20 protein-coding genes are annotated in these 23,961 nt (G+C 66.2%); 18 read left to right on the forward strand and 2 right to left on the reverse strand.

Annotated elements, in window-relative coordinates:
* Positions 1-120: 120 nt before the first annotated feature.
* The 15 genes from CTR55_RS01270 (at position 121) to CTR55_RS01340 (ending at position 16,357) form a co-directional block, all read left to right on the forward strand.
* Positions 121-1,740, forward strand: a complete 1,620-nt coding sequence (locus CTR55_RS01270; protein WP_296283740.1) for a methyl-accepting chemotaxis protein — start codon at positions 121-123, stop codon at positions 1,738-1,740.
* A complete protein-coding gene (locus tag CTR55_RS01275; protein WP_296283741.1) occupies positions 1,715-2,224 on the forward strand; it encodes a chemotaxis protein CheW in 510 nt (169 codons plus the stop codon). Before CTR55_RS01270 ends, CTR55_RS01275 begins: the two co-directional genes overlap by 26 nt.
* On the forward strand, positions 2,221-3,456 hold the full coding sequence (locus CTR55_RS01280) for a protein-glutamate O-methyltransferase CheR (protein WP_296283742.1): 1,236 nt from the start codon (positions 2,221-2,223) through the stop codon (positions 3,454-3,456). The genes CTR55_RS01275 and CTR55_RS01280 overlap by 4 nt, the downstream gene beginning before the upstream one ends.
* Positions 3,449-4,150: a chemotaxis protein CheW gene (locus tag CTR55_RS01285; RefSeq protein ID WP_296283743.1), complete on the forward strand. Its 702-nt coding sequence runs from the start codon at positions 3,449-3,451 to the stop codon at positions 4,148-4,150. Before CTR55_RS01280 ends, CTR55_RS01285 begins: the two co-directional genes overlap by 8 nt.
* Entirely contained in the window at positions 4,147-6,438 is a 2,292-nt protein-coding gene (locus CTR55_RS01290; RefSeq protein WP_296283744.1) for a hybrid sensor histidine kinase/response regulator, read from the forward strand. Before CTR55_RS01285 ends, CTR55_RS01290 begins: the two co-directional genes overlap by 4 nt.
* Complete coding sequence (locus CTR55_RS01295; protein ID WP_296283745.1) at positions 6,435-7,442, forward strand: chemotaxis response regulator protein-glutamate methylesterase; 1,008 nt, start codon at positions 6,435-6,437, stop codon at positions 7,440-7,442. Before CTR55_RS01290 ends, CTR55_RS01295 begins: the two co-directional genes overlap by 4 nt.
* Positions 7,443-7,480: 38 nt before the next feature.
* Positions 7,481-8,491, forward strand: coding sequence for a PleD family two-component system response regulator (locus CTR55_RS01300; RefSeq protein WP_296283958.1), 1,011 nt, complete (start codon positions 7,481-7,483; stop codon positions 8,489-8,491).
* Between the two features lie 120 nt (positions 8,492-8,611).
* A protein-coding gene (prfB, locus tag CTR55_RS01305; RefSeq protein WP_296283746.1) for a peptide chain release factor 2 occupies positions 8,612-9,707 on the forward strand; the annotation gives its coding sequence in 2 pieces (ribosomal slippage) (positions 8,612-8,683 and positions 8,685-9,707; 1,095 coding nt in all).
* A 131-nt stretch (positions 9,708-9,838) separates the two neighbouring features.
* Positions 9,839-11,344 carry a lysine--tRNA ligase gene (gene lysS, locus CTR55_RS01310; RefSeq protein WP_296283747.1) on the forward strand — a complete coding sequence of 502 codons (1,506 nt, stop codon included), beginning with the start codon at positions 9,839-9,841 and terminating at the stop codon, positions 11,342-11,344.
* A 389-nt stretch (positions 11,345-11,733) separates the two neighbouring features.
* Positions 11,734-12,450 (forward strand): TetR family transcriptional regulator, encoded by a 717-nt coding sequence (locus CTR55_RS01315; protein WP_296283748.1) that lies wholly within the window; start codon positions 11,734-11,736, stop codon positions 12,448-12,450.
* 107 nt (positions 12,451-12,557) lie between these two features.
* Positions 12,558-13,121 (forward strand): hypothetical protein, encoded by a 564-nt coding sequence (locus CTR55_RS01320; protein WP_296283749.1) that lies wholly within the window; start codon positions 12,558-12,560, stop codon positions 13,119-13,121.
* On the forward strand, positions 13,118-14,422 hold the full coding sequence (locus tag CTR55_RS01325; protein WP_296283750.1) for a flavohemoglobin expression-modulating QEGLA motif protein: 1,305 nt from the start codon (positions 13,118-13,120) through the stop codon (positions 14,420-14,422). Before CTR55_RS01320 ends, CTR55_RS01325 begins: the two co-directional genes overlap by 4 nt.
* Positions 14,423-14,547: 125 nt before the next feature.
* Complete coding sequence (locus CTR55_RS01330; protein WP_296283751.1) at positions 14,548-15,486, forward strand: alpha/beta hydrolase; 939 nt, start codon at positions 14,548-14,550, stop codon at positions 15,484-15,486.
* On the forward strand, positions 15,483-15,809 hold the full coding sequence (locus CTR55_RS01335) for a hypothetical protein (protein WP_296283752.1): 327 nt from the start codon (positions 15,483-15,485) through the stop codon (positions 15,807-15,809). The genes CTR55_RS01330 and CTR55_RS01335 overlap by 4 nt, the downstream gene beginning before the upstream one ends.
* A 38-nt stretch (positions 15,810-15,847) precedes the next feature.
* Entirely contained in the window at positions 15,848-16,357 is a 510-nt protein-coding gene (locus CTR55_RS01340) for an O-acetyl-ADP-ribose deacetylase (protein ID WP_296283753.1), read from the forward strand.
* Positions 16,358-16,675: 318 nt separating this feature from the next.
* On the opposite strand, the gene CTR55_RS01345 is transcribed toward CTR55_RS01340, so the two are convergent.
* Positions 16,676-19,018 (reverse strand): heavy metal translocating P-type ATPase, encoded by a 2,343-nt coding sequence (locus CTR55_RS01345; protein WP_296283754.1) that lies wholly within the window; start codon positions 19,016-19,018, stop codon positions 16,676-16,678.
* Positions 19,019-19,105: 87 nt separating this feature from the next.
* Here CTR55_RS01345 and cadR point away from each other — a divergent pair, with 87 nt between their 5' ends.
* Positions 19,106-19,573, forward strand: coding sequence for a Cd(II)/Pb(II)-responsive transcriptional regulator (gene cadR, locus CTR55_RS01350; protein WP_088417911.1), 468 nt, complete (start codon positions 19,106-19,108; stop codon positions 19,571-19,573).
* Between the two features lie 300 nt (positions 19,574-19,873).
* Here cadR and CTR55_RS01355 read toward each other — a convergent pair whose 3' ends face one another.
* Complete coding sequence (locus tag CTR55_RS01355) at positions 19,874-20,209, reverse strand: pilin assembly protein (protein WP_296283755.1); 336 nt, start codon at positions 20,207-20,209, stop codon at positions 19,874-19,876.
* 192 nt (positions 20,210-20,401) lie between these two features.
* On the opposite strand from CTR55_RS01355, the gene ppc reads away from it, so the two are divergent.
* A complete protein-coding gene (gene ppc / locus CTR55_RS01360; RefSeq protein WP_296283756.1) occupies positions 20,402-23,038 on the forward strand; it encodes a phosphoenolpyruvate carboxylase in 2,637 nt (878 codons plus the stop codon).
* A 248-nt stretch (positions 23,039-23,286) separates the two neighbouring features.
* The gene (adk, locus tag CTR55_RS01365) at positions 23,287-23,934 is read left to right on the forward strand and encodes an adenylate kinase (RefSeq protein ID WP_296283757.1); all 648 of its coding nucleotides are present in this window, start codon (positions 23,287-23,289) and stop codon (positions 23,932-23,934) included.
* The last annotated feature ends 27 nt before the right edge of the window (positions 23,935-23,961 follow it).

Raw genomic sequence — 23,961 nt, forward strand, 5'->3', positions numbered from 1 at the left:
AGGCGTCTCCAGATACTATATGTCCTATCTTGCTGAGGATTTAGTAGGAATTTACATTCGCGCGACTGCTCGTCTGAATCCATCATCCGTCGGCACGCCATACATCTTCTGGGGAACGCTGTGAAGAACTGGACACTACGCCAACGCATCCTGGCCAGCTTTGCTGTCGTGGTCGCGATCATGCTGCTGATGGTCGTGATTTCCTACACCCGCCTGTTGCGGGTGGAGCACAGCACGCAGCGGGTCAGTGAAGACGCCATGCCCGGCACTTACGCCCTGACCACCGTGCGTTCGGCCTGGACCGACAGCATCCTGATGACCCAGGTGCTGGTCGGCCTGAGTGACGGCAAAGCCCTCGACGAGGCCCGCCGCCAGGAATTTCGCGCCAATCACGACGTGCTGGTCGAACGTATCGCGCTCTACGAGCGGACCGTCACCGATTCACGCGATAAGGAAATTCTCGGCCACTTCAAGCAGCAGGCGAACGAATACGATGCGCTGCTGGGGCAGGTCCTGCAGCTCTACACCACCGACCGCGAGGGAGCCCGGCGCCTGCTGCTGGATCGCCTCGAACCGATGTGGGACAGCGGCCGCAAGACGCTCAACCAACTGATCTCGCTGAACAAGGAAATCGCCGATGCGGCGGCGTCGAACATCGTCGACGAAGTTGCCACTGCCAAGGCGATCATGCTGATTTCGCTGCTGCTGGCCATTGTTGCCGCGGCGATCTGCGGGCTGCTGCTCATGCGTGCCATTACCGAACCGGTACGCCAGGTGGTGAAGGGCCTGCAGGTCATGGGCAGTGGTGACTTCACCACGCGCCTGGCCATGGAGCGCAACGACGAGTTCGCGGTGATCGAAACCGGCTTCAACGGCATGGCCGAAGAGCTCAAGGGCCTGGTATCGCAGGCGCAGCGCTCGGCCATCCAGGTGACCACCTCGGTCACCGAGATCGCCGCCACCTCCAAGCAGCAACAGGCCACCGCCACCGAAACCGCCGCCACTACCACCGAGATTGGCGCCACCTCGCGGGAAATCGCCGCCACCTCGCGCGACCTGGTGCGCACCATGGCCGAGGTGTCCTCGGCCGCCGAACAGACTTCCACCCTGGCCGGCTCCGGCCAGCTCGGCCTGGCGCGCATGGAAGAGACCATGCACCACGTGATGGGTGCCGCCGAGCTGGTCAACGCCAAGCTGGCGATCCTCAACGAGCGCGCCGGCAACATCAACCAGGTGGTCACCACCATCGTCAAGGTGGCCGACCAGACCAACCTGCTCTCGCTCAACGCCGCCATCGAGGCGGAGAAGGCCGGCGAGTATGGCCGTGGCTTCGCCGTGGTCGCTACCGAGGTGCGCCGCCTGGCCGACCAGACCGCCGTGGCCACCTACGACATCGAGCAGATGGTCCGCGAGATCCAGTCCGCCGTGTCCGCCGGCGTGATGGGCATGGACAAATTCTCCGAGGAGGTGCGTCGCGGCATCTCGGAAGTCGGCCAGGTCGGCGAGCAGTTGTCGCAGATCATCCAGCAAGTGCAGGCGCTGGCGCCGCGCGTGCTGATGGTCAACGAAGGCATGCAGGCCCAGGCCACCGGCGCCGAGCAGATCAACCAGGCGCTGGTGCAGCTCGGCGAGGCCACCGGGCAGACCGTGGAATCCCTGCGCCAGGCCAGCTTCGCCATCGACGAGCTGAACCTCGTGGCCAACGGACTGCGCAATGGCGTCTCCCGCTTCAAGGTCTGACGCCGCCGCGGCGGGCAGGCTGTACCTGCAGTTCCGCCTGGGCGCGGACCGCTATGCGCTGGACGTCCATGACGTCATCGAGGTGTTGCCGGTGCCTGCGCTCAAGCGCGTGCCGGAAGCGCCGGCCTGGGTTGCCGGGCTGTTTCCGCACCGTGGTGAACTGTTGCCGATACTCGACTTGAGCCAGATGGCCTTCGGGCGCGGCGCGCCACTTCGCACCAGCACGCGGCTGGTGCTGGTGCGCTATCGCACCGATGGCCAGGGCCCGGAGCAGTGGCTCGGGCTGATCCTCGAACAGGCAACCCACACCCTGCGCCGCGACCCTGCGGCGTTCCGCGACTACGAGCTGGACAATGGCAGCGCCCGCTACCTTGGCCCCGTGCTGGAGGACGAGCAGGGCCTGCTGCAACGTGTGAGCGTCGACCAGTTGCTCAGCGACGAAGCCCGCGCGCGACTGTTGCCGCTCAGGAGCGAGCCGGTATGACCGATCCGCGCTTCGCCCAGTTGCTCAAGGAACGCATCGGTCTCGACGCCGAGTCGGTTGGCGACGCGGTGATCGAACGTGCGGTGCGCCAGCGCAGCCACAAGGTCAGCGCTGGCAATGCCGAGCATTACTGGAGGCTGCTGCAGGGCTCCGCCGAGGAAGTGCAGGCGCTGATCGAGGCGGTAATAGTCCCGGAGACCTGGTTCTTCCGTTACCCCGAATCCTTCGGCGCGCTGGCGAACCTTGCTTCCCGACGCGTGCTGGAGTTGGCCGGCACCCGGCCGCTGCGCATTCTCAGCCTGCCGTGCTCCACCGGCGAGGAGCCGTACTCCATCGTCATGGCGCTGCTGGATGCGGGCCTGGCGCCGGCGGCCTTCCAGGTCGACGCGCTGGACGTCAGCCGTGCCGTGCTGGAGCGGGCGGAGGAGGGGCGCTACGGGCGCAACTCCTTCCGTGGCGCCGACGTGGGCTTCCGTGACCGCTACTTCAGCGCTGATGGCAACGATTACCAGCTCGCCGAGGCGGTGCGCCGCAAGGTCCGCTTCCGCTCCGGCAACCTGCTGGCACCTGGCTTGCTGGCCGGCGAAGCGCCTTATGACTACGTGTTCTGCCGCAACCTGCTGATCTATTTCGACCGGCCCACCCAGGAACAGGTGGTGGACGTGCTGCGCCGTCTGGCGCGGCCCGACGGCGTGCTGTTCATCGGCCCGGCCGAGGCCAGCCTGATGTCACGCGTCGGCCTGCGCCCACTGGGCGTGCCGCAGTCCTTCGCTTTCCCGCTGAGTGTCGACGAGCCTCCGGGCCGACCCGCACCGCTGAACTGGACCGCGCCTGCCCCGATCCCTCGCCCCGTTGCGCCAAAACCTGCGCCAGCACGCCCACGCCTGGCTGCCAAGCCCGAGCAGCCAGCCGTCGCACCCGCCGGCAATGCGCTGGCGGAGATCGCCCGGCTGGCCAATTCCGGCCAGGCCGCCGAGGCGCGTCGAAGCTGCGAAACCTTGTTGGCCGAGAAGGGCCCGGACGCCGAAGTCTTCTACTGGCTCGGCCTGCTGGCCGATGCCCAGGGCCAGGGCAGCGAGGCCCAGGGTTTCTACCGCAAGGCGCTGTATCTGCAACCCGATCATCAGGAAAGCCTGCAACACCTGGCCGCACTGCTCGCGGCCCAGGGCGATGCAGCCGGCGCCCGGCGCCTGCAGGAGCGCGCCGCACGAGGAGTGAAACGCAATGGTTGAACGTGACGCTTCTTCCATCGACAGCTCCTCTTTTGACAGTGGCCTGCCGCCGGTGGACGACTGCTGGAACCGCATCGGCGTGCGCGGCGACCGCAGTTGCCCGCAACTGGCCGAGCACATCCATTGCCGCAACTGCCCGGTGCATGCCGCCGCCGCCATCAGCCTGCTGGACCGTTACGCACTGGGCAGCGCAGGCGCCGAGCCGGCTCCCGTCGAGGCCGCCGCAGCGGAGGTCGAAGAAGGCCGCCCACACCTGATCTTCCGCCTCGGCGAGGAATGGCTGGGCCTGCCCACTCGTGCCCTCTCCGAGGTGGCTCCCGCCTGCGTGGTGCATTCGCTACCGCACCAGCGCTCGCCGGCGTTGCTGGGCGTCGCCAATGTGCGCGGTACCCTGGTGGCCTGCATTTCCCTGGGCGAACTGCTCGGGCTCGATGGCCGCTCGGTCGCTCGTGACGACGCGCGGATCGTACCGAGAATGCTGATTCTCGCGGCGGTCGGCGGGCCGATCATCTCGCCGGTGGACGAAGTCGACGGCATCCATGAACTGGACGAGAAGGCCATCGTCGAAGCCGCATCCCAGAGCCATGCCGCCAACGACCGCTTCACCCGTGGCGTGATGCAGTGGCGCCAACGCAGCATTCGCCTGCTCGACCAGGATGCCCTGCTCGACGCGGCTACCCGGAGCCTTGCATGACCCCGGATCAGATGAAGGACGCGTCGATGCTGGAGCTGTTCCGCCTGGAGGCGGAGGCCCAGACGCAGGTGCTGGTGCAGGGGTTGATGGCGCTGGAGCGCAACCCGACCCAGGCCGACCAGCTCGAAGCCTGCATGCGCGCCGCGCACTCGCTCAAGGGCGCCGCGCGGATCGTCGGCCTGGATGCCGGCGTGCAGGTCGCCCACGTAATGGAAGATTGCCTGGTCGGCGCCCAGGAAAGCCGCTTGCTGCTGACGCCCGGCCACATCGATGCGCTGTTGGCCGGCACCGATATCCTGCTGCACATCGCCGACGCCCAGGCCGAGCTTGCCGAACAGGCCCGACAGGGCGTGCCGGCGATGGTCGAACGTCTGCACGAGCTGGTTTCCGGGCTGGCGCCAATACCGCCCGCGCCAGCCGCTGCACTACCACCCGAGCCCGCCAAGGCGGTCGTCGAACAGCCCGTGTCGGTGCCGGCGTTCCCGTCGGCTCCTGCCATCGAGCCCGCGCCGCCTCGTCGCCCCAGCGACAGTGACGAAGCCGGCGAGCGCGTACTGCGAGTGACTGCCGAGCGCCTGAACCAGCTGCTCGACTATTCCAGCAAGTCGCTGGTGGAATCCCAGCGTCTCAAGCCGCTGCTCGATTCCCTGCAGCGCCTCAAGCGCGTCCAGGCCAGCGCCAGCCGCGTGCTCGACGGGGCCCGGGATGCCGCCAGCACAGCCAACCTCGATGCCGAGGCGCAGGCCTACCTGGCCGATGCGCGCCGCCTGGTCGGCGAGTGCCAGCAATTGCTCAGCGAGCAGATCGCCGAGCTGGACGAATTCAGCTTCAAGGCCGGCCAGCGCGCGCAGTCGCTCTACGACACGGCGTTGGCCTGCCGTATGCGGCCTTTCTCCGACATGCTGGCCGGACAGGCGAGGATGGTTCGCGACCTCGGTCGCTCGTTGGGCAAGAGCGTGCATCTGGACGTACAGGGTGCTACCACCCAGGTCGACCGCGACGTATTGGAAAAGCTCGAAGCGCCGCTCACGCACCTGCTGCGCAACGCCGTCGACCACGGCATAGAGTCTGCTGATGTGCGGGCGCGCGCTGGCAAGCCGGAGCAGGGCTGCATCCAGCTGTTGGCCCGCCACCATGCCGGCATGCTGATGCTGGAACTGCAGGATGACGGCGCAGGCGTCGATCTCGACCGCCTGCGCACAGCGATCGTGCGTCGCCAGTTATCCACAGAAGAAACCGTGGCGCGCCTCACCGAGGAAGAACTGCTGAGCTTCCTGTTCCTGCCCGGCTTCAGCATGCGCGAGCAGGTCACCGAGGTGTCCGGGCGCGGCGTCGGCCTGGATGCCGTGCAGCACATGGTGCGCCTGCTGCGCGGCGGTATCCGCATGGAGCAGGTGAGCGGGCAGGGCGCGCGTTTTCACCTGGAAGTGCCGCTGACGCTGTCCGTGGTGCGCAGTCTGGTCGTCACCATCGGTGGCGAGGCCTATGCCTTCCCGCTGGCGCACATCGAGCGCATGCGCCGCCTGGCGCCGGACGAGATCGTCCAGCTCGAAGGCCGCCAGCAGTTCTGGCACGAGGGTCGGCATGTCGGCCTGGTGTCCGCCAGCCAGCTGTTGCAACGCCCGGACGGCGAGGCTACGGCGGACGAGATCCCGGTGGTGGTGATCCGCGAGCGGGAGAGCGCCTACGGCGTGGCGGTGGAGAAATTCATCGGCGAGCGCACCCTGGTGGTGGTGCCGCTGGATGCCCGGCTGGGCAAGGTGCAGGACGTGTCGGCTGGCGCGCTGCTGGACGACGGTACGCCGGTGCTGATTCTCGACGTCGAGGACATGTTGCGCTCGGTGCAGAAGCTCCTGGCCACCGGCCGCCTGGAACGCATCGACCCCACTGGCCGTCTTTCCGGCCCGGCGCGCAAGCGTGTGCTGGTGGTGGACGACTCGCTCACCGTGCGCGAGCTGGAACGCAAGCTGCTGCTGGGGCGCGGCTATGATGTCGCCGTGGCGGTGGACGGCATGGACGGCTGGAACGCCCTGCGCTCGGAGCATTTCGACCTGGTCATCACCGACATCGACATGCCGCGCATGGACGGTATCGAGCTGGTGACCCTGATCCGCCGCGACACCCGCCTGCAGTCGCTGCCGGTGATGGTGGTGTCCTACAAGGACCGCGAAGAGGACCGTCGGCGCGGCCTGGATGCCGGCGCCGACTATTATCTGGCCAAGGCCAGTTTCCACGACGAGGCCCTGCTGGATGCGGTGGTCGACCTGATCGGAGGAACCCACGGGTGAAGATAGGGATAGTCAACGATATGCCCCTGGCAGTGGAGGCGATGCGCCGGGCGCTGGCCTTCGAGCCGGCGCACCGTATTGTCTGGGTGGCCGCCAACGGCGCCGAAGCGCTGGAGATGTGCGTCGCGCACAAGCCTGACGTGATCCTGATGGACCTGCTAATGCCGGTCATGGATGGCGTCGAGGCCACGCGCCAGATCATGGCCCAGAGCCCCTGCGCGATCATCGTCGTCACGGTCGACCTGGAACGCAACATGAGCCGCGTGTTCGACGCCATGGGCAATGGCGCGGTGGACGCGGTGAACACCCCGGTGATGGGCGCCGGCGACCCCGCCGAAGCAGCCCGCCCGCTGCTGCGCAAACTGCAGAACCTGGCCTGGCTGAATGCCCCGCACGACAGTCGCCCGGCCATCAGTACGATGCCGGCGCGCAAGGGCAGCGGTGCGCGCAAGCTGATCACCATTGGTTCCTCGGCCGGCGGCCCAGCGGCGCTGGCTGACCTGTTCGCCCGTCTGCCGGCGGATTTCCCGGCGGCCATCGTGGTCGTCCAGCACGTCGACGAAGTCTTTGCCGCCGGCATGGCCGAATGGCTCTCGACCCAGTCGAAGATTCCCGTGCGCCTGGCGCGCCATGGCGAGCCGCCGCAGCCGGGCTGCGTGCTGCTGGCCGGCACCAACCACCATATCCGCCTGCTCAAGGGCGGTGAACTGGCGTATACCGCCGAGCCCAGCAGCCATATCTACCGACCCTCGATCGACGTGTTCTTCGACAGCGTGGTCGAGTACTGGGCGGGCGATGCCGTTGGCGTCCTGCTCACCGGCATGGGCCGGGACGGAGCCGAGGGCCTGAAACACATGCGCGATCGAGGCTTCCTGACCCTGGCTCAGGACCAGGACAGCAGTGCCGTGTACGGTATGCCCAAGGCGGCGGCGGCCATTGGCGCCGCGGTGGAGATTCGCGCGCTGGGCGAGATTGCCCGACGACTCGCTGAGGTCTGCGCCTGAGCGCAGGCCACGGAGCTGAATCCATGAACCCCGTTTCCATGAACTCAAATCAGAGTGACTACCCCGTGAACATCCCAGGCGATTCCGCTGCGATGGTGCTGCTGGTGGACGATCAGCCGATGATCGGCGAAGCCGTGCGCCGTGCGTTGGCGGACGACCCCAGCATCGACTTCCATTTCTGCTCCGACCCGCACCAGGCCGTTGCCCTGGCGATCCAGATCAAGCCCACGGTGATCCTCCAGGATCTGGTGATGCCCGGCGTCGACGGTCTCGCGCTGGTGCGCGAGTACCGCGCCAATCCGGCCACCCGTGGCCTGCCGATCATCGTCCTGTCGACCAAGGAAGACCCGGCCGTGAAGAGCGCGGCCTTCGCGGCCGGCGCCAACGACTACCTGGTCAAGCTGCCTGACGCCATCGAACTGATCGCCCGCGTGCGCTATCACTCGCGCTCGTACCTCGCCCTGCTGCAGCGCGACGAGGCCTATCGTGCCCTGCGCGAGAGCCAGCAGCAGTTGCTGGAGACCAACCTGGTACTGCAGCGGCTGATGAATTCCGACGGACTCACCGGGTTGTCCAACCGCCGACATTTCGACGAATACCTGGAAATGGAGTGGCGCCGCGGCGTGCGCGAGCAGACGCAGCTGTCGATCCTGCTGGTCGACGTGGACCACTTCAAGGCCTACAACGACACCTTCGGCCATGTGCAGGGCGACGAAGCGTTGCGCCAGGTCGCCGGAGCCCTGCGGGCCAACGCCAGCCGCCCCTCGGACCTGCCCGCGCGCTACGGCGGCGAGGAGTTCGTCATGGTCCTGCCCAACACTTCGCCCGGCGGCGCGCGCTTGCTGGCGGAGAAGCTGCGGCGCTCGGTGCAGGACCTCAACATCGCCCACGAGCTGCCCGTTCCGGGGGCGCCGCTGACTGTCAGCGTCGGCGTGGCGACCTTGATTCCGCAGAACGGGCAGGTCTGCCGCCAGCTCATCGAACTTGCCGACCAGGCGCTCTACAACGCCAAGCACGGTGGTCGCAATCAGGTGGCCATCGCTGGCTGAGCAAGTGGGGAGGCGGCGCGGATGGGCGATGGCGATCTGTCGTAAACCTTTTTAGGGTGGCAACAGATCACGTATACTTGCCGGCTTTTCTACGCCATTTACCCGTGAGAGATGCCCGCCATGGAAATCCAACCGATCCTCAACAGCATCAAGGACCTCTCCGACCGTACCCATTCGATTCGGGGGTATCTTTGACTACGATCTGAAACATGATCGTCTGATCGAAGTCAACCGCGAGCTGGAAGACCCGGCGGTCTGGAACAAGCCCGAATACGCCCAGAACCTGGGCCGCGAGCGCGCCATGCTGGCGCAGATCGTCGAGACCCTCGACGAGCTCACCGGCGGTCTGGCCGACTCCCGCGACCTGCTCGACATGGCGGTCGAGGAGAACGACGAAGCGGCCGCCGCCGACGTCGACACCGAAGTCCAGCGCCTGCGCGAGATCCTCGAGAAGCTCGAGTTCCGCCGCATGTTCAGCGGTGAGATGGATCCCAACAACGCCTACCTGGACATCCAGGCCGGCTCCGGCGGCACCGAGGCCCAGGACTGGGCCAACATGCTGCTGCGCATGTACCTGCGCTGGGCCGACAAGAACGGCTTCAGCGCCGAGATCGTCGAGCTGTCCGAAGGCGAAGTCGCCGGCATCAAGGGCGCGACCGTGCACATCAAGGGCGAGTACGCCTTCGGTTGGCTGCGCACCGAGATCGGCGTGCACCGTCTGGTGCGCAAGAGCCCGTTCGACTCCGGCAACCGCCGCCACACCTCGTTCACCGCGGTGTTCGTGTCGCCGGAAATCGACGACAACATCGAGATCGAGATCAACCCGGCCGACCTGCGCATCGACACCTACCGCTCCTCCGGCGCGGGCGGTCAGCACGTGAACACCACCGACTCGGCGGTCCGTATCACCCACGTGCCGACCAACACCGTGGTGGCGTGCCAGAACGAACGCTCCCAGCACGCCAACAAGGACACCGCCATGAAGATGCTGCGGGCCCGGTTGTACGAGCAGGAGATGCAGAAGCGCAACGCCGCCTCGCAGGCGCTGGAAGAGACCAAGTCCGATATCGGCTGGGGCCACCAGATCCGCTCCTACGTGCTCGACCAGTCGCGGATCAAGGACCTGCGTACCGGCGTGGAACGCAGCGATTGCGACAAGGTGCTCGACGGCGACCTGAACGAGTATCTGGAAGCCAGCCTTAAACAAGGGCTCTGACGCAGAGCCGCTTTTGTAGGAGCGAGGGGGCGCCTAGCCCTTGCTCGCGAACCCATTGAAGAGCTTCGCGAGCAAGCTCGCTCCTACAGATTTCCCAATTGAACGAACCGACGCCAGGCAGATAGACGACCATGAGCGACCAACAACTCGACGCTACCGAACTGCAACAGGAAGAAAACAAACTGATCGCCCTGCGCAAGGAAAAGCTTGCCGCCGTGCGTGAAGCCAAGGCCATTGCCTTCCCCAACGACTTCCGCCGCGAGAACTACTTCGCTGACCTGCAGAAACAGTACGAGACCGCGACCAAGGAAGAGCTCGAAGCAGCCGCCATCCCGGTCAAGGTTGCCGGTCGCATCATGCTCAACCGCGGCTCCTTCATCGTCCTGCAGGACAGCAGCGGCCGTCTGCAGGCCTACGTGAACCGCAAGACCCTGCCCGAAGAGACCCTGGCCGAGATCAAGACCTGGGACCTGGGCGACATCATCGGCGCCGAAGGCACCCTGGCCCGTTCCGGCAAGGGCGACCTGTACGTCGAGATGACCAGCGTACGCCTGCTGACCAAGTCGCTGCGTCCGCTGCCGGACAAGCACCACGGCCTGACCGACACCGAGCAGCGCTACCGCCAGCGCTACGTCGACCTGATCGTCAACGAGGAAACCCGCCACACCTTCCGCGTGCGTTCCCAGGTCATCGCCCACATCCGTCGCTTCCTGTCCGATCGCGGCTTCCTCGAAGTGGAAACCCCGATGCTGCAGACCATCCCCGGTGGCGCGGCGGCCAAGCCCTTCGAAACCCACCACAACGCGCTGGACATGGCCATGTTCCTGCGGATCGCCCCGGAGCTGTACCTCAAGCGCCTGGTGGTCGGTGGCTTCGAGAAGGTCTTCGAGATCAACCGCAACTTCCGTAACGAAGGCGTCTCGACCCGGCACAACCCCGAGTTCACCATGCTCGAGTTCTACCAGGCCTACGCCGACTACGAAGACAACATGGACCTGACCGAGGAGCTGTTCCGCGAGCTGGCCCAGGCTGTGCTCGGCAGCACCGACGTGCCGTACGGCGACAAGGTCTTCCACTTCGGCGAGCCGTTCGTGCGCCTGTCCGTGTTCGACGCCATCCTCAAGTACAACCCGGAACTCACCGCGGCTGACCTGACCGACGTCGAGAAGGCTCGCTCCATCGCCAAGAAGGCCGGCGCCAAGGTCCTCGGCCACGAAGGCCTGGGCAAGCTGCAGGTGATGATTTTCGAAGAGCTGGTCGAGCACAAGCTGGAGCAGCCGCACTTCATCACCCAGTACCCGTTCGAAGTGTCCCCGCTGGCGCGCCGCAACGACAACGACCCGAGCGTCACCGACCGCTTCGAGCTGTTCATCGGTGGCCGCGAGATCGCCAACGCCTACTCCGAGCTCAACGACGCCGAAGACCAGGCCGAGCGCTTCATGCTGCAGGTCAAGGAGAAGGACGCCGGTGACGACGAGGCCATGCACTTCGACGCCGACTTCGTCAACGCGCTCGAATACGGCATGCCGCCCACCGCCGGCGAAGGCATCGGCATCGACCGCCTGGTGATGCTGCTGACCAACTCGCCGTCGATCCGCGACGTGATCCTGTTCCCGCACATGCGCCCGCAGGCGTAAGCGCAGGAACTGGCAGAAGAAGGCCGCCCTCTGGGCGGCCTTCTTCGTTTCTGCAGCGGACTGCTTTTCGTAGGAGCGAGCTTGCTCGCGAACCGACCAGCCCCGTGCTGCCGGGGACTGCGTTCGCGAGCAAGCTCGCTCCTACGGGTTGTTCCCGACGTTTGGTGGTAGGCGCGGAATCCGGCGGTTTTCCGTCCGACGAAATGCATCCTCGCGCCGTGGCTTGAGAGCCCTGTAGCACGTCTCACACCCAGGCCTGATACCCCGCCGCCTGCTCTGCCTCGCGGCCTGCTTCCAGCGCCGGTGTCGCAGCCGCACAGCGGCAATTGTTTTCCCACCGAAAAGCTCGAACAATGCACCATCAGGCCTCGCCGCCGGAGGTAATGCCAGTGTCCCAAGTGTCCCCGCGAGACAGCGCCGCGCAAGTCGCCAGCGCCATCGCAGAAAGTGTCCAGTACCAGGGCCGCAAGGCCAGCCGCCAGGGCAGCGAACAGCGCCGCCAGGCGATCCTCGACGCCGCGCTGCGGATCATCGTGCGCGATGGCGTCCGCGCCGTGCGCCACCGTGCCGTCGCCGCCGAGGCCGGTGTGCCGCTATCGGCCACCACTTACTACTTCAAGGACATCCAGGACCTCATCACCGACACCTTCGCGCTCTTCGTCGAGCGCAGCGCCGAAGCCCTGTCGACCTTCTGGTCCAGCGTCGAGGGCGATCTCCAGGCCATGGCCGCCGGCCTCGCCCAGGACGACCCTCTGGCGCGTCGCGAGCTGACGGCGAATATCGTCGAGCTGGCGATCAAGTACGTGCAGGTCCAGCTCACCGAGCGCCGCGAGCACCTGCTGGCCGAACAGGCGTTCCGCCAGGAAGCGCTGCTCAACCCGAGCCTCAGCGATCTGGCGCAGCGCCACCGGCAAATTCTCTCCCTGGGCGTGGTGCATTTCTTCGAAGTGCTCGGCTCAAAGCAGCCCGAGCAGGATGCCAAGGTGTTGACGGCCATCATCCTGCAGATGGAGTATCAGGGCCTGCTGGACGGCACCGACCGCCTGCAGATCGAGGAAATGCGTGCCATCCTTAGCCGCTATCTCGACCTGGTGATGGGCCTGTAGCTCCGGCTGCTGCATTCCAACCCCGCCATCCGGCGGGGTTTTCGTGTCGGAACTTCGGACGCCACTGCGCATCGCATGAGCAGGCGTTCGGACCTAAGGAGGGCGTGATGAAAGTCTGGCGTGCACTGCTGCTGTTGAGCATCTGCCTGCTCAGTGGCTGTCTGGTGACGTTCAAGGACCCGATTCCGGCCAACGAGCCCGCACCGGCTCACCTGCTGGGCCAGTGGTCGCGTGTGGACGAGTACGGCGAGGAGCAGTTCCTCGAAGTCACCCGTTCCGGCTCCAACCTCTACCGCGCTCTCAGCTACGTCGACAGCAAGGACAACACCGACAGCGTCGAAGACTTCGGCTTCACCGTCGCCCACCACGGCAAGCGCTGGTACCTCTCCGCCGGCCTGCCGAAGAGCATGGGCGGCAATTTCGCCCTGGCCGGCTTCGAGATCACCGACAAGGACGAACTGGTGATCTATAACCTGGATGTCGAGCACATCTTGCAGGACATGAAAGAAGGCGCGCTGAAGGGCGAGAAGGTCGACACCGAGCAGGGCGCCGGTGCTCTGGTGACCAGCCAGTTGCCCCAGGTGATCGCCTACCTGAACGATCCGGCCAACTCCGATGTGTTCGTCGAAGCGCTGCGCTTTTCGCGCGTGACCCCGGGAGAAAAGCAATGACCCCACGGCGCAAGAAGTCCACGCCCAACGAGTACCAGCAGATCATCCGCGGCCTGTCCGACCGTATCGTCGAGGCGCAGACGCCGATCCGCGTGCTCGATGCCATCAAGTGGGACGACGGCATCCGCGACGACTTTCTCAAAGGGCGTGGCAAGCACGCGCCCAAAGTCGACCGCGCCTACTACGACGGCCGCCCGCTGTCTTTCGACAGCAGCGCGAAGAAGCAGGAATTCCAGAACATCGAGCGCGACATCACCCGTCACCTGGGGCAGTTCAACCCGGTCGGGCAGATCATGCGGCGCATGTGCAAGGAATACCGCATGGTCATCCGCATGCTCGAAGCGCGCGGCACCCAGGATTTCGGCCTGATCTCCCAGGAGCTCTACGGCTCCGCTTCCGACGCCTTCCATGCCGGCGACCCGACCCTGGCCGATCTCGGCCTGATGCTCTCGGATTACCTGAACAACATCGCCGACCGTGGCGACCTCAAGGATGAACCCAAGACCCTCACCGCCAGCGACGCGGTGAAGATGCTGCAGGAACGCCTGAACAAGGTGTTCGACGGCAAGGAGGACACCATCCGCGTCTTCGAGTCCGACGGCATCGTCGCCGACGCTGCGGCTGGCGCCGACTACATCAAGGTGCGCGCCGACGCGATGTTCAACGAGCGCGACGTGCGCGCGCTGGAAGTCCATGAGGGCCTGGTGCACGTCGGCACCACACTCAACGGCCTCAACCAGCCGATCTGCACCTTCCTCGCCAAGGGCCCGCCGTCTTCCACCGTGACGCAGGAAGGCCTGGCGATCCTGATGGAAGTGATTGCCTTCGCCTCCTACCCGACGCGCCTGCGCAAGCTCACCAACCGCACCCGCGCCATCCACATGGCCGAGGAGGGCGCGGATTTCCTCGAAGTGTTCCACTTCTACCGCGAGCAGGGATACAGCCAGGAAAGCAGCTACCAGAACGCCAGCCGCGTGTTCCGCGGTTCGACGCCCTCCGGGCTGCCGTTCACCAAGGACCTGTCGTACCTGAAGGGCTTCATCCTGATCTACAACTACATCCAGCTCGCCGTGCGCAAGGGCAAGCTGGAGCAGATCCCGCTGCTGTTCTGCGGCAAGGCCACCCTGGAAGACATGCGCACCCTGCGCCAACTGGTGGACGAGGGCCTGGTGGTGCCGCCCAAGTACTTGCCACCGCAATTCCGCGATCTCAACGCACTGTCGGCGTGGATGTGCTTCTCCAACTTCCTCAACCACCTCAGCCTCGACCGCATCGAGGCGGACTACGCCAATATCCTCTAACCCCGGCCCGCGCGGCTCTTCGTAGGAGCGAGCTTGCTCGCGAACCCTCCCAGCGCCGAAGTTGCCGGCGAGCGGTTCGCGAGCAAGCTCGCTCCTACAAGGTGGTTACCTTCAAGGACGACCTCATGCTGAATTGCTGTTTCAAGGCCGCCGCCCTCACGCTGCTTTTTACACTCGGCGGCTGCAGCTCGCTGTTCTTCTACCCCAGCGACGATGTCGCGATCACCCCGACGCGCGCCAAGCTCGACTACCGCGATGTCACCCTGACCACCGCCGACGGCGTGAAGCTCGCCGGCTGGTGGCTGCCGGCAAAGGCGGGCGTCCCGGTGAAGGGCACCGTGCTGCACCTGCATGGCAACGGCGGCAACATGGCCTGGCATCTGGGCGGCACTTACTGGCTACCGGAGCAGGGCTACCAGGTATTGATGGTGGATTACCGTGGCTACGGCCATTCCGAGGGCAGCCCGAGCCTGCCGGCGATCTACCAGGACATCGACGCCGCGTTTGCCTGGCTGGACAAGGCGCCCGAGGTACAGGGCAAACCAGTGATCCTGCTCGGCCAGAGCCTGGGCGGCGCCATGGCCGTGCATTACCTCGGCCTGCACCCGGAGCGGCAGCAAAGGCTGCACGCAGTGGTGCTCGACGGCGTGCCGGCCAGCTACCGTGACGTGGCGCAGTACACCCTGAGCACCAGTTGGCTGACCTGGCCGCTGCAGGTGCCGCTGTCCTGGCTGGTGCCCGATGGTGATAGCGCGATCCGTTCGGTGCCGCGACTTTCTGGCGCACCCGTGCTGTTCTTCCACAGCATCGACGATACCATTGTGCCCCTGGACAACGGCCTGAGCCTCTACAAGGCCGCGCCGCCACCGAAGGTCTTCCAGCCGACCCGCGGCAACCATGTGGAAACCTTCGGTGAACCCGTGTGGCGTGAAGTGATGCTGCGCTTCCTCGACGACCCGCAGCACTTCACCGGCTTGCGCCGGATGGCCGAAGTCCCGAACTCCCCCTCTCCGGCGAAGCCACAGGAATCGCAGGCGGACCCGAAACAACAAGGCAACCCATGAACGACCGCAACCCGATCTCTTACATCCTCACCGTCATCGCCACCATCTTCGTTTCGGTCGGCACGCTCTGGTACTACGGCTACCTGCACTTCGCCAAGCCCGAGGACGCGCTGGAACTGACCCAGTTCACCATGCTGAAAAGCATCCCCGGCCAGGATGCCACCAAGCTTTCCCTGGACCCGGCCGACCAGCAGGCGCAGTGCATCGATGGCGTGCTGGTGATGTTCGACATGACCCAGAAGGGCCTGACCGGCGTGCTGGTCGACGGCCGCAAGCGCGCCGTGCGCTGCCTGGGTGACGAGACACCGCAAGAGATCAAGTGACCCCGAGCCCGCCGTCGCGGAACGAGGGAGGAGACCACATGAGCCATCCCGACATCCGCGTCTGGCAGGGCGACATTACCCGTCTCGATGTCGACGCCATCGTCAACGCCGCCAACAGCTCACTGCTGGGCGGCGGTGGTGTCGATGGCGCCATCCACCGCGCCGCCGGCCCGGACCTGGTGCATGCCTGCCGCCCACTGGGTGGCTGCAAGACCGGCCAGGCGAAGATCACCCTCGGCTTCCGCCTGCCGGCGCGCTTTGTCATCCACACCGTCGGGCCGGTCTGGCGCGGCGGTGAGCACGGCGAGCCCGAGCTGCTTGCCCAGTGTTATCGCCACTGCCTGCAACTGGCCGAGGCGCAAGGCCTCGCCAGCATCGCCTTTCCAGCCATCAGCACCGGTATCTACGGCTATCCCGCCGAAGCGGCAGCGCAAGTTGCAGTGGACGAGCTGCGTCGTCCGCGCGGCGAGGGGAGTTCGCTGAGGGAATTGGTGTTGGTGCCGTTCTCGGCTCAGATGGCGGAGCTCTACCGCCGCCTGCTCGCCTGACCGACGGGACTGCTTTTGTAGGAGCGAGCTTGCTCGCGAACCAGGGCTCGCCTCCGGGCGGTAGGCCTCTCCTACCCCGGAGGGGCGCCTAAGGGAGACTCCTGCGCGGCAATGGGTTCGCGAGCAAGCTCGCTCCTACGAAGAGCCGCGGCGCACTATCCCGATGGATCAGTAGGTGCCGCTCTCCGGCGCCGTTCTGCCGTTCGGATAGCGAGCATCTATTTAGGGGGCTATCTGTTTAGAGGACTGGGGGTTTTGTCAGGGGGTTCAAAAAAATGCCCGCCGTGCAGGCGGGCATTTTTCCACTGGCGGGTGTGATCAGCCCTGGTAACGCAGTAGCCGCAGGCCGTTGAACACCACCAGCAGGCTGGCGCCCATGTCGGCGAATACCGCCATCCACAGGGTACCTTCGCCGGTCAGGGTGAGGGCGAGGAACACCGCCTTGATGCCCAGCGCCAGCGTGATGTTCTGGATCAGCACACGGTGGGTCTGGCGCGACAGGCGAATGAAGGACGGCAGCTTGCGCAGGTCGTCGTCCATCAGCGCGACACCGGCGGTTTCGATGGCCGTGTCAGTGCCCGCTGCACCCATGGCGAAGCCGATGTCGGCGCGGGCCAGGGCCGGGGCGTCGTTGATGCCGTCGCCGACCATGCCGACACGCTTGCCGCCTTCCTGGCGCCGCTTCACTTCGCGCAACTTGTCTTCGGGCAGCAGGTTGCCCAGCGCCTCGTCGATACCCACCTGGGCGCCGATGGCGTTGGCGGTGTGCGGGTTGTCGCCGGTCAGCATCAGGGTCTTCACCCCCAGTTCATGCAACTGGGCAACCGCATCACGGCTGGTCTGCTTGACCCCGTCGGCCACGGCGAACAGAGCCAGCGGGCCCTCGGCATCGAGCAGCACGATCACTGTCTTGCCCTGCTGTTCGAGGGCGTCGAGGCGGGCCTCCAGTTCCTTCGAGCACAGCTGCAGTTCTTCCACCAGGCGATGGTTGCCCAGGTGGTAGGTACGGCCGTCGATCTCACCTTTCACGCCACGGCCGGGCAGGGCGGTCAGTTCGCCGACACTGTACAGCGCGAGATTGTCCGCCTCGGCGGCCTGTGCCACGGCGTGCGACACCGGGTGGTCCGAGCGCGCGGCTAGGCTGGCGGCCAGGGTGCGGACGTCGCCGGCGGCAGTTTCCCGCAGGGCGGTGAAGTCGGTCTGGCGCGGGCGGCCTTCGGTGAGGGTGCCGGTCTTGTCGAGGGCGATCCATTCCAGCGAACGGCCCATCTCCAGGAACACGCCGCCCTTGATCAGGATGCCCAGGCGCGCCGCCGCCGACAGGCCGCTGACGATGGTGACCGGGGTGGAGATCACCAGGGCGCAGGGGCAGGCGATCACCAGCAGCACCAGCGCGCGGTAGACCCAGTCCAGCCAGGCACCGCCGAAGAACAGCGGCGGCAGCAACGCGGTGGCGATGGCGATGAGGAACACCACCGGGGTGTAGATGCGCGAGAACTGGTCGACGAAGCGCTGGGTCGGAGCACGCGAGCCCTGGGCCTCTTCCACGGCATGGATGATGCGCGCCAGGGTGCTGTCGTCGGCCACGCGGGTGACGCGGTATTCCAGCGCGCTTTCGCCGTTGATGGTGCCGGCGAACAGGGTGTCGCCGACCTGTTTCTCCACCGGCAGGCTCTCGCCGGTGATGGGCGCCTGGTTGACGCTGGAACGGCCGTCGAGCACCTCGCCGTCCAGTGCGATGCGCTCACCGGGGCGTACCCGCACCCGTGCGCCGAGGGCGACGGTTTTCGCCGAGACTTCCCGCCACTGCCCATCCACCTGCACCGTGGCCTGTTCCGGAGCCAGTTGCAGCAGGCCGCGAATGGCATTGCGGGCGCGGTCCAGCGACTTGGCCTCGATCAGTTCGGCGATGGCGAACAGCACTGCCACCATGGCCGCTTCCGGCCACTGGCCGATCAGCATGGCGCCGGTCACGGCGATGCTCATCAGCGCGTTGATGTTGAGGTTGCGGTTCTTCAGCGCGATCCAGCCCTTGCGGTAGGTCGGCAACCCCGCGCCGAGGATGGCGGCTACCGCCAGAGCGGCTACCAGCCATTGCGGGCCGATGGCGAACCACTCGAAGAACTCCGACGCAGCGGCGGCAACGGCGCCCAGCGCCAATGGCCACCAGGGCTTCTGCTTGGCGGGCGCGGCGGAACTCGGGGCATTCTCGTCCACCGGCTCGGCCTGCATGCCGAGGGAGGCCACCAGCTTCTGCAACGGTTCGATGCTGTCGAAGCGATGCTGCACGCGCAGCAGGCGCTGCATCAGGTTGAAGTCGAGGTCTTCCACCTCCGGTACGCGGCCCAGTGCGTCGCGTAGCAGGCGCTCCTCGGTGGGGCAGTCCATGGCCTCGATGCGCAGGCTGGTCCAGCGCAGTTCGCCGCTGGCCGCGCCGCTGGCCGCGCCGCTGGCGGCTGTTGCGGCGTCCTGCGCCAGTGCGCTGCGATCCTCGCCGTGATCGTGATCGTGATCGTGATCATGGTCATGCTTGTGCGGAGCAGGTTCGGCGGCCGGGGCGCGCAACAGCGCGCCTTTGTCGCAGCCGCAGCAGCCGGCAGCGCCGTGTTCCTGGTCTTGGGCGGGACCGTGGATGATCGGGCCCTGGCGATTGGCAGTCATGTCGTCCGTTCCTGTTTGACGAGTTGCTGCTGATTGCACACCCTGTAGCAACTACAGAGTCAAGCGTCCGCTGGCGAGGAGTCGTACATGAAGATCGGTGAACTGGCGAAACTGACCGGCTGCCCGGTGGAAACCATCCGCTACTACGAGCGTGAAGGCCTGCTGCCGGCGCCGTCGCGCAGCGAGGGCAACTACCGGCAATACGATGCCAGCCACGTCGAGCGGCTGTCGTTCATCCGTCATTGCCGGTCGCTGGACATGACCCAGGAGGAAATCCGCATCCTCCTCGGCCTGCGCGACCGCCCCGAATCCGACTGCGGCACCGCCAATCGGCTGATCGACGAGCACCTGCACCATGTCGAGGTACGCATCGCCGAGCTGCAATCCCTCAGCCAGCAACTGCGCGACCTGCGCGCGCAGTGCCAGGGGGAGGGCAGCAGCGAGGATTGCGGCATCCTGCGGGAGTTGGAGCAGCCGGCGGAGCCTTCGGTGATCCCGGAGGCCTGCGCGGAGGCGGGGCACTTGCATGTGCCCGGCGTCCATGGCCGGCATTGATCGCATTTCGTAGGAGCGAGCTTGCTCGCGAACCCGACTAGCGCCGGAGCAGATCGTAGGGCGGATAACGCGCCAGCGTTATCCGCCGATTGGGTAGCCGGCGGATAACCTGTTCCAGGTTATGCGCCCTACTGGTTGCCCATGCCAGACGTTCACGGTTGGCACTGACCGGCTCTTTGTAGGAGCGAGCTTGCTCGCGAACCCGCCCGACGCCGGATTAGCCGGTAAGTCTGTTCGCGAGCAAGCTCGCTCCTACAAGTGCGAAACCCAGCGCCCCGGCGAGAGCCAGGGCGTTTTCGTTCAGGAGTGCTCGGCCTCCGTCAGCTCATGCAGGTACTTGCGTGACAGCGCCAGGAAGCGCGGCGTGGGGCCGATGTCTTCATAGATCGGGTCGCCCTGTTCGTCCTGCGCCACCACCTTGTGCCCCTGTACGTAGGGGAAGCTCGCCTCCAGCTCCTCCAGCGCCGCGTTGACCAGTTCCCCCAACAGCTCCTCGACGCTGCGCTTGGGGTACATGTCATGCAGCGCGGCCAGACGCGCGGCCGTCTCGACGTCCAGCGGAATGCTGTACTGGTGGTTGGTCATGCGCCCCCTGGCGTTCTTTTCCCAATGGCGTACCAGCTCGCGGATTTTCATGTTCACCTCTAGGGTCGTTACGTGGCGGTCGGCCCTCGTGAGGTCGCCGCAGGTTTTCCCGTTGGTAGGGATAACTTTCAGCCTAGACGTTGTCCGAGCAGGATTGCGGGCGTTCGTCGAGCGCTTGCCTGCCGGCCCGGCCGGCGGCACTGTGAAACTGAAGCAGTGGACTCTCAAACCAAGGAGACCGTGATGCCGGATATCGATGCGCGCCTGCGCGAGGACGTTCACCTGCTCGGCGAACTGCTCGGGCAGACCATCCGCGCCCAGTACGGGCAGAGATTCCTCGACAAGATCGAGTTGATCCGTACCGGCGCCAAGGCCGCCCGGCGCGGCTCCGCCGAAGGCGCCAAGCAACTTACCGCGACCCTCGACGGCCTGGGTGAGGACGAGTTGTTGCCGGTGGCGCGCGCCTTCAACCAGTTCCTCAACCTGGCCAACATCGCCGAGCAGTACCAGCGCATCCGCCGGCGTACGCCCAAGGAGCCTGAGCCCTTCGAAAACCGCGTGCTGGGCGAACTGCTGGCGCGCCTGAGCAAATCCGGCCTGAGTGCGGAAGGCCTGGCGCGGCAGGTGGCGGACCTGGAGATCGAGCTGGTGCTCACCGCGCACCCGACCGAGGTGGCGCGTCGCACGCTGATCCAGAAGTACGACGCCATCGCCGCGCAGCTGGCCGCTGGCGACCACTCCGACCTGCTGCCCGAAGAGCGCCAGGCGGTGCAGGAAAAACTCCAGCGGCTGATCGCCGAGGCCTGGCACACCGACGAAATCCGCCGCACCCGGCCAACCCCGGTGGACGAAGCAAAGTGGGGCTTCGCGGTGATCGAGCATTCCCTCTGGCACGCGCTGCCGGCCTTTCTCCGCCACGTTGACCGCACGCTGCAGGAAAGTCTTGGTGAGCGCCTGCCGCTGAGCGCCGCGCCGATCCGCTTCGCCTCGTGGATGGGCGGCGACCGCGACGGCAACCCCAACGTCACCGCTGCCATTACCCTCGAGGTGTTGCTGCTGGCGCGCTGGATGGCGGCCGATCTCTACCTGCGTGACGTGGACAGCCTGGCCTCGGACCTTTCCATGCAACAGGCCAGCGACGAGCTGCGCGGCGAAGTCGGCGACCTCGCCGAGCCGTATCGCGCGCTGCTCAAGCAACTGCGCGAACGCCTGCGTGCCACTCGCGCCTGGGCCGAGCGCGCCATTCACAGCGGTGAGGAGCCCGGCGCCGAGGTGCTGCAGGACAATCGCGAACTGCTGGAGCCGCTACAGCTCTGCTATCGCTCGCTGCAGGCCTGCGGCATGGGCGTGATCGCTGATGGCGCGCTGCTCGATACGTTGCGTCGTGCCGCCACTTTCGGGCTGTTCCTGGCGCGGCTGGACGTGCGCCAGGACTCCACGCGCCACGCCAAGGCCATGGACGAAATCACCGAGTACCTGGGCCTGGGCAACTACGCCGAGTGGGACGAAAGCGTGCGCCAGGAGTTCCTTCTCGAAGAACTCGCCAGCCGCCGGCCGCTGCTGCCCGCGAACTACGATCCGACGCCCGAGACCGCCGAAGCCCTCGCCACCTGCCGCGTGGTGGCGCAGGCGCCCGCAGCCTCGCTGGGCTCCTACGTCATCTCCATGGCCGGGCAGCCGTCCGACGTGCTGGCCGTGCAACTGCTGCTCAAGGAGTGCGGGCTGGAACGGCCGATACGCGTGGTGCCGCTGTTCGAGACCCTCGACGACCTGGACAACGCCGGCCCCTGTATCGACCGCCTGCTCAGCCTGGACAGCTACCGCACCGGCCTGGCTGGGCCGCAGGAAGTGATGATCGGCTACTCCGACTCGGCCAAGGATGCCGGCACCCTGGCCGCCGCCTGGGCGCAGTACCGTGCGCAGGAAACACTGGTGGACATCTGCCGTCAGCACGGCGTCGAGCTGCTGCTGTTCCATGGCCGTGGCGGCACCGTCGGCCGCGGCGGCGGTCCGGCCCACGCAGCGATTCTCTCGCAGCCGCCGGGCTCGGTGGCGGGGCGCTTCCGCACCACCGAGCAGGGCGAGATGATCCGCTTCAAGTTCGGCCTGCCGGACATCGCCGAACAGAACCTCAACCTTTACCTGGCCGCCGTGCTGGAGGCGACCTTGCAGCCGCCGCCAGTGCCGGAACCGGCCTGGCGCGAAGAGATGGACCGCCTGGCCACGGATGGCTTGCTCGCCTATCGCGCGGTGGTGCGGGAGCACCCGCAGTTCGTCGACTACTTCCGCGAGGCCACGCCCGAGCAGGAACTGGGCCGCCTGCCGCTGGGCAGCCGCCCGGCCAAGCGCCGCGAGGGCGGGGTGGAAAGCCTGCGGGCGATCCCCTGGATCTTCGCCTGGACCCAGACACGCCTGATGCTGCCGGCCTGGCTGGGCTGGGAAGACGCCCTGTTCAAGGCCATCGAGCGCGGTGAAGGCGCGCTGCTGGGACGGATGCGCAAGGAGTGGCCGTTCTTCACCACCCGCATCGACATGCTGGAGATGGTGCTGGCCAAGGCCGACCGGGAGATCGCCCAACTCTACGACGAGCGACTGGTGCAATCGGAACTGCGACCATTAGGTGCGCATTTACGCGACCTATTGTCGCAGTCGGTGCGAGTGGTGCTGGGGCTTACAGGGCAATCGCAGCTGCTCGCGCACGCCGCCGAGACGCGCGAATCCATCGGTGTGCGCAATACCTACCTGGACCCGCTGCACCTGCTCCAGGCCGAGCTCCTGGCGCGCTCGCGACGCTGTACGGGCGATGCCTGCGGCGGTCTGGAGCAAGCCATGCTGGTGACGGTGGCGGGTATCGCGGCGGGTTTGCGCAACACCGGCTGAAGTACTCCTACCCCCCACCAAAGGTGGATTGCCGAGCGGCCAAATGAGATTAATTTGATGGCTGATCCCGGGTGCCGGAACGGCCCGGGATCGGCTTGTGCCGTCCCAGTGGCCGTCTTGTGTGGTGGTGGGGCGCTGTGTATCTTGGTCAACCTTTCGGCGCAGGTCTGCGCCATTCCAAGCATGATGAGATTGGCCCCACGAGGCGGATCCGTGATTTCGCTTAACAAGTATTAAGGAGCATATCGATGCGTGTGATTCTGCTCGGGGCGCCCGGTGCCGGCAAAGGTACCCAGGCTCGCTTCATCACTGAGAAGTTTGGCATTCCGCAGATTTCCACCGGCGACATGCTGCGTGCAGCGGTCAAGGCTGGCACCGAGCTCGGCCTGCAGGCCAAGAGCGTAATGGACGCCGGCGGTCTGGTCTCCGATGACCTGATCATCAACCTGGTCAAAGAGCGCATCGCTCAGCCCGATTGCGCCAAGGGCTTCCTGTTCGACGGCTTCCCGCGCACCATTCCCCAGGCCGAGGCCATGAAGGAAGCGGGCGTCTCCATCGACCATGTGGTCGAGATCGCCGTGGAAGACGAAGAGATCGTCGGCCGCATCGCCGGTCGCCGCGTGCACCCGGCCTCGGGCCGCGTCTACCACGTCGAGCACAATCCGCCGAAGGTGGAAGGCAAGGACGACGAGACCGGTGAAGAGCTGATCCAGCGCGAAGACGACAAGGAAGCCACCGTGCGTCACCGCCTGTCGGTCTACCACTCGCAGACCAAGCCGCTGGTCGACTTCTACCAGAAGCTGGCCGCTGCCGAAGGCACCCCGAAGTACACCTGCGTCGAAGGCGTCGGTTCGGTTGAGCAGATCACCGCCAAGGTGCTCGGCGCCCTGAACTGATCCTGCTTCAGCACAGCCAAAGGCCCG

The organism is Pseudomonas sp., from assembly GCF_002796985.1.
In the GTDB taxonomy this organism is placed as follows: Bacteria; Pseudomonadota; Gammaproteobacteria; order Pseudomonadales; family Pseudomonadaceae; genus Pseudomonas.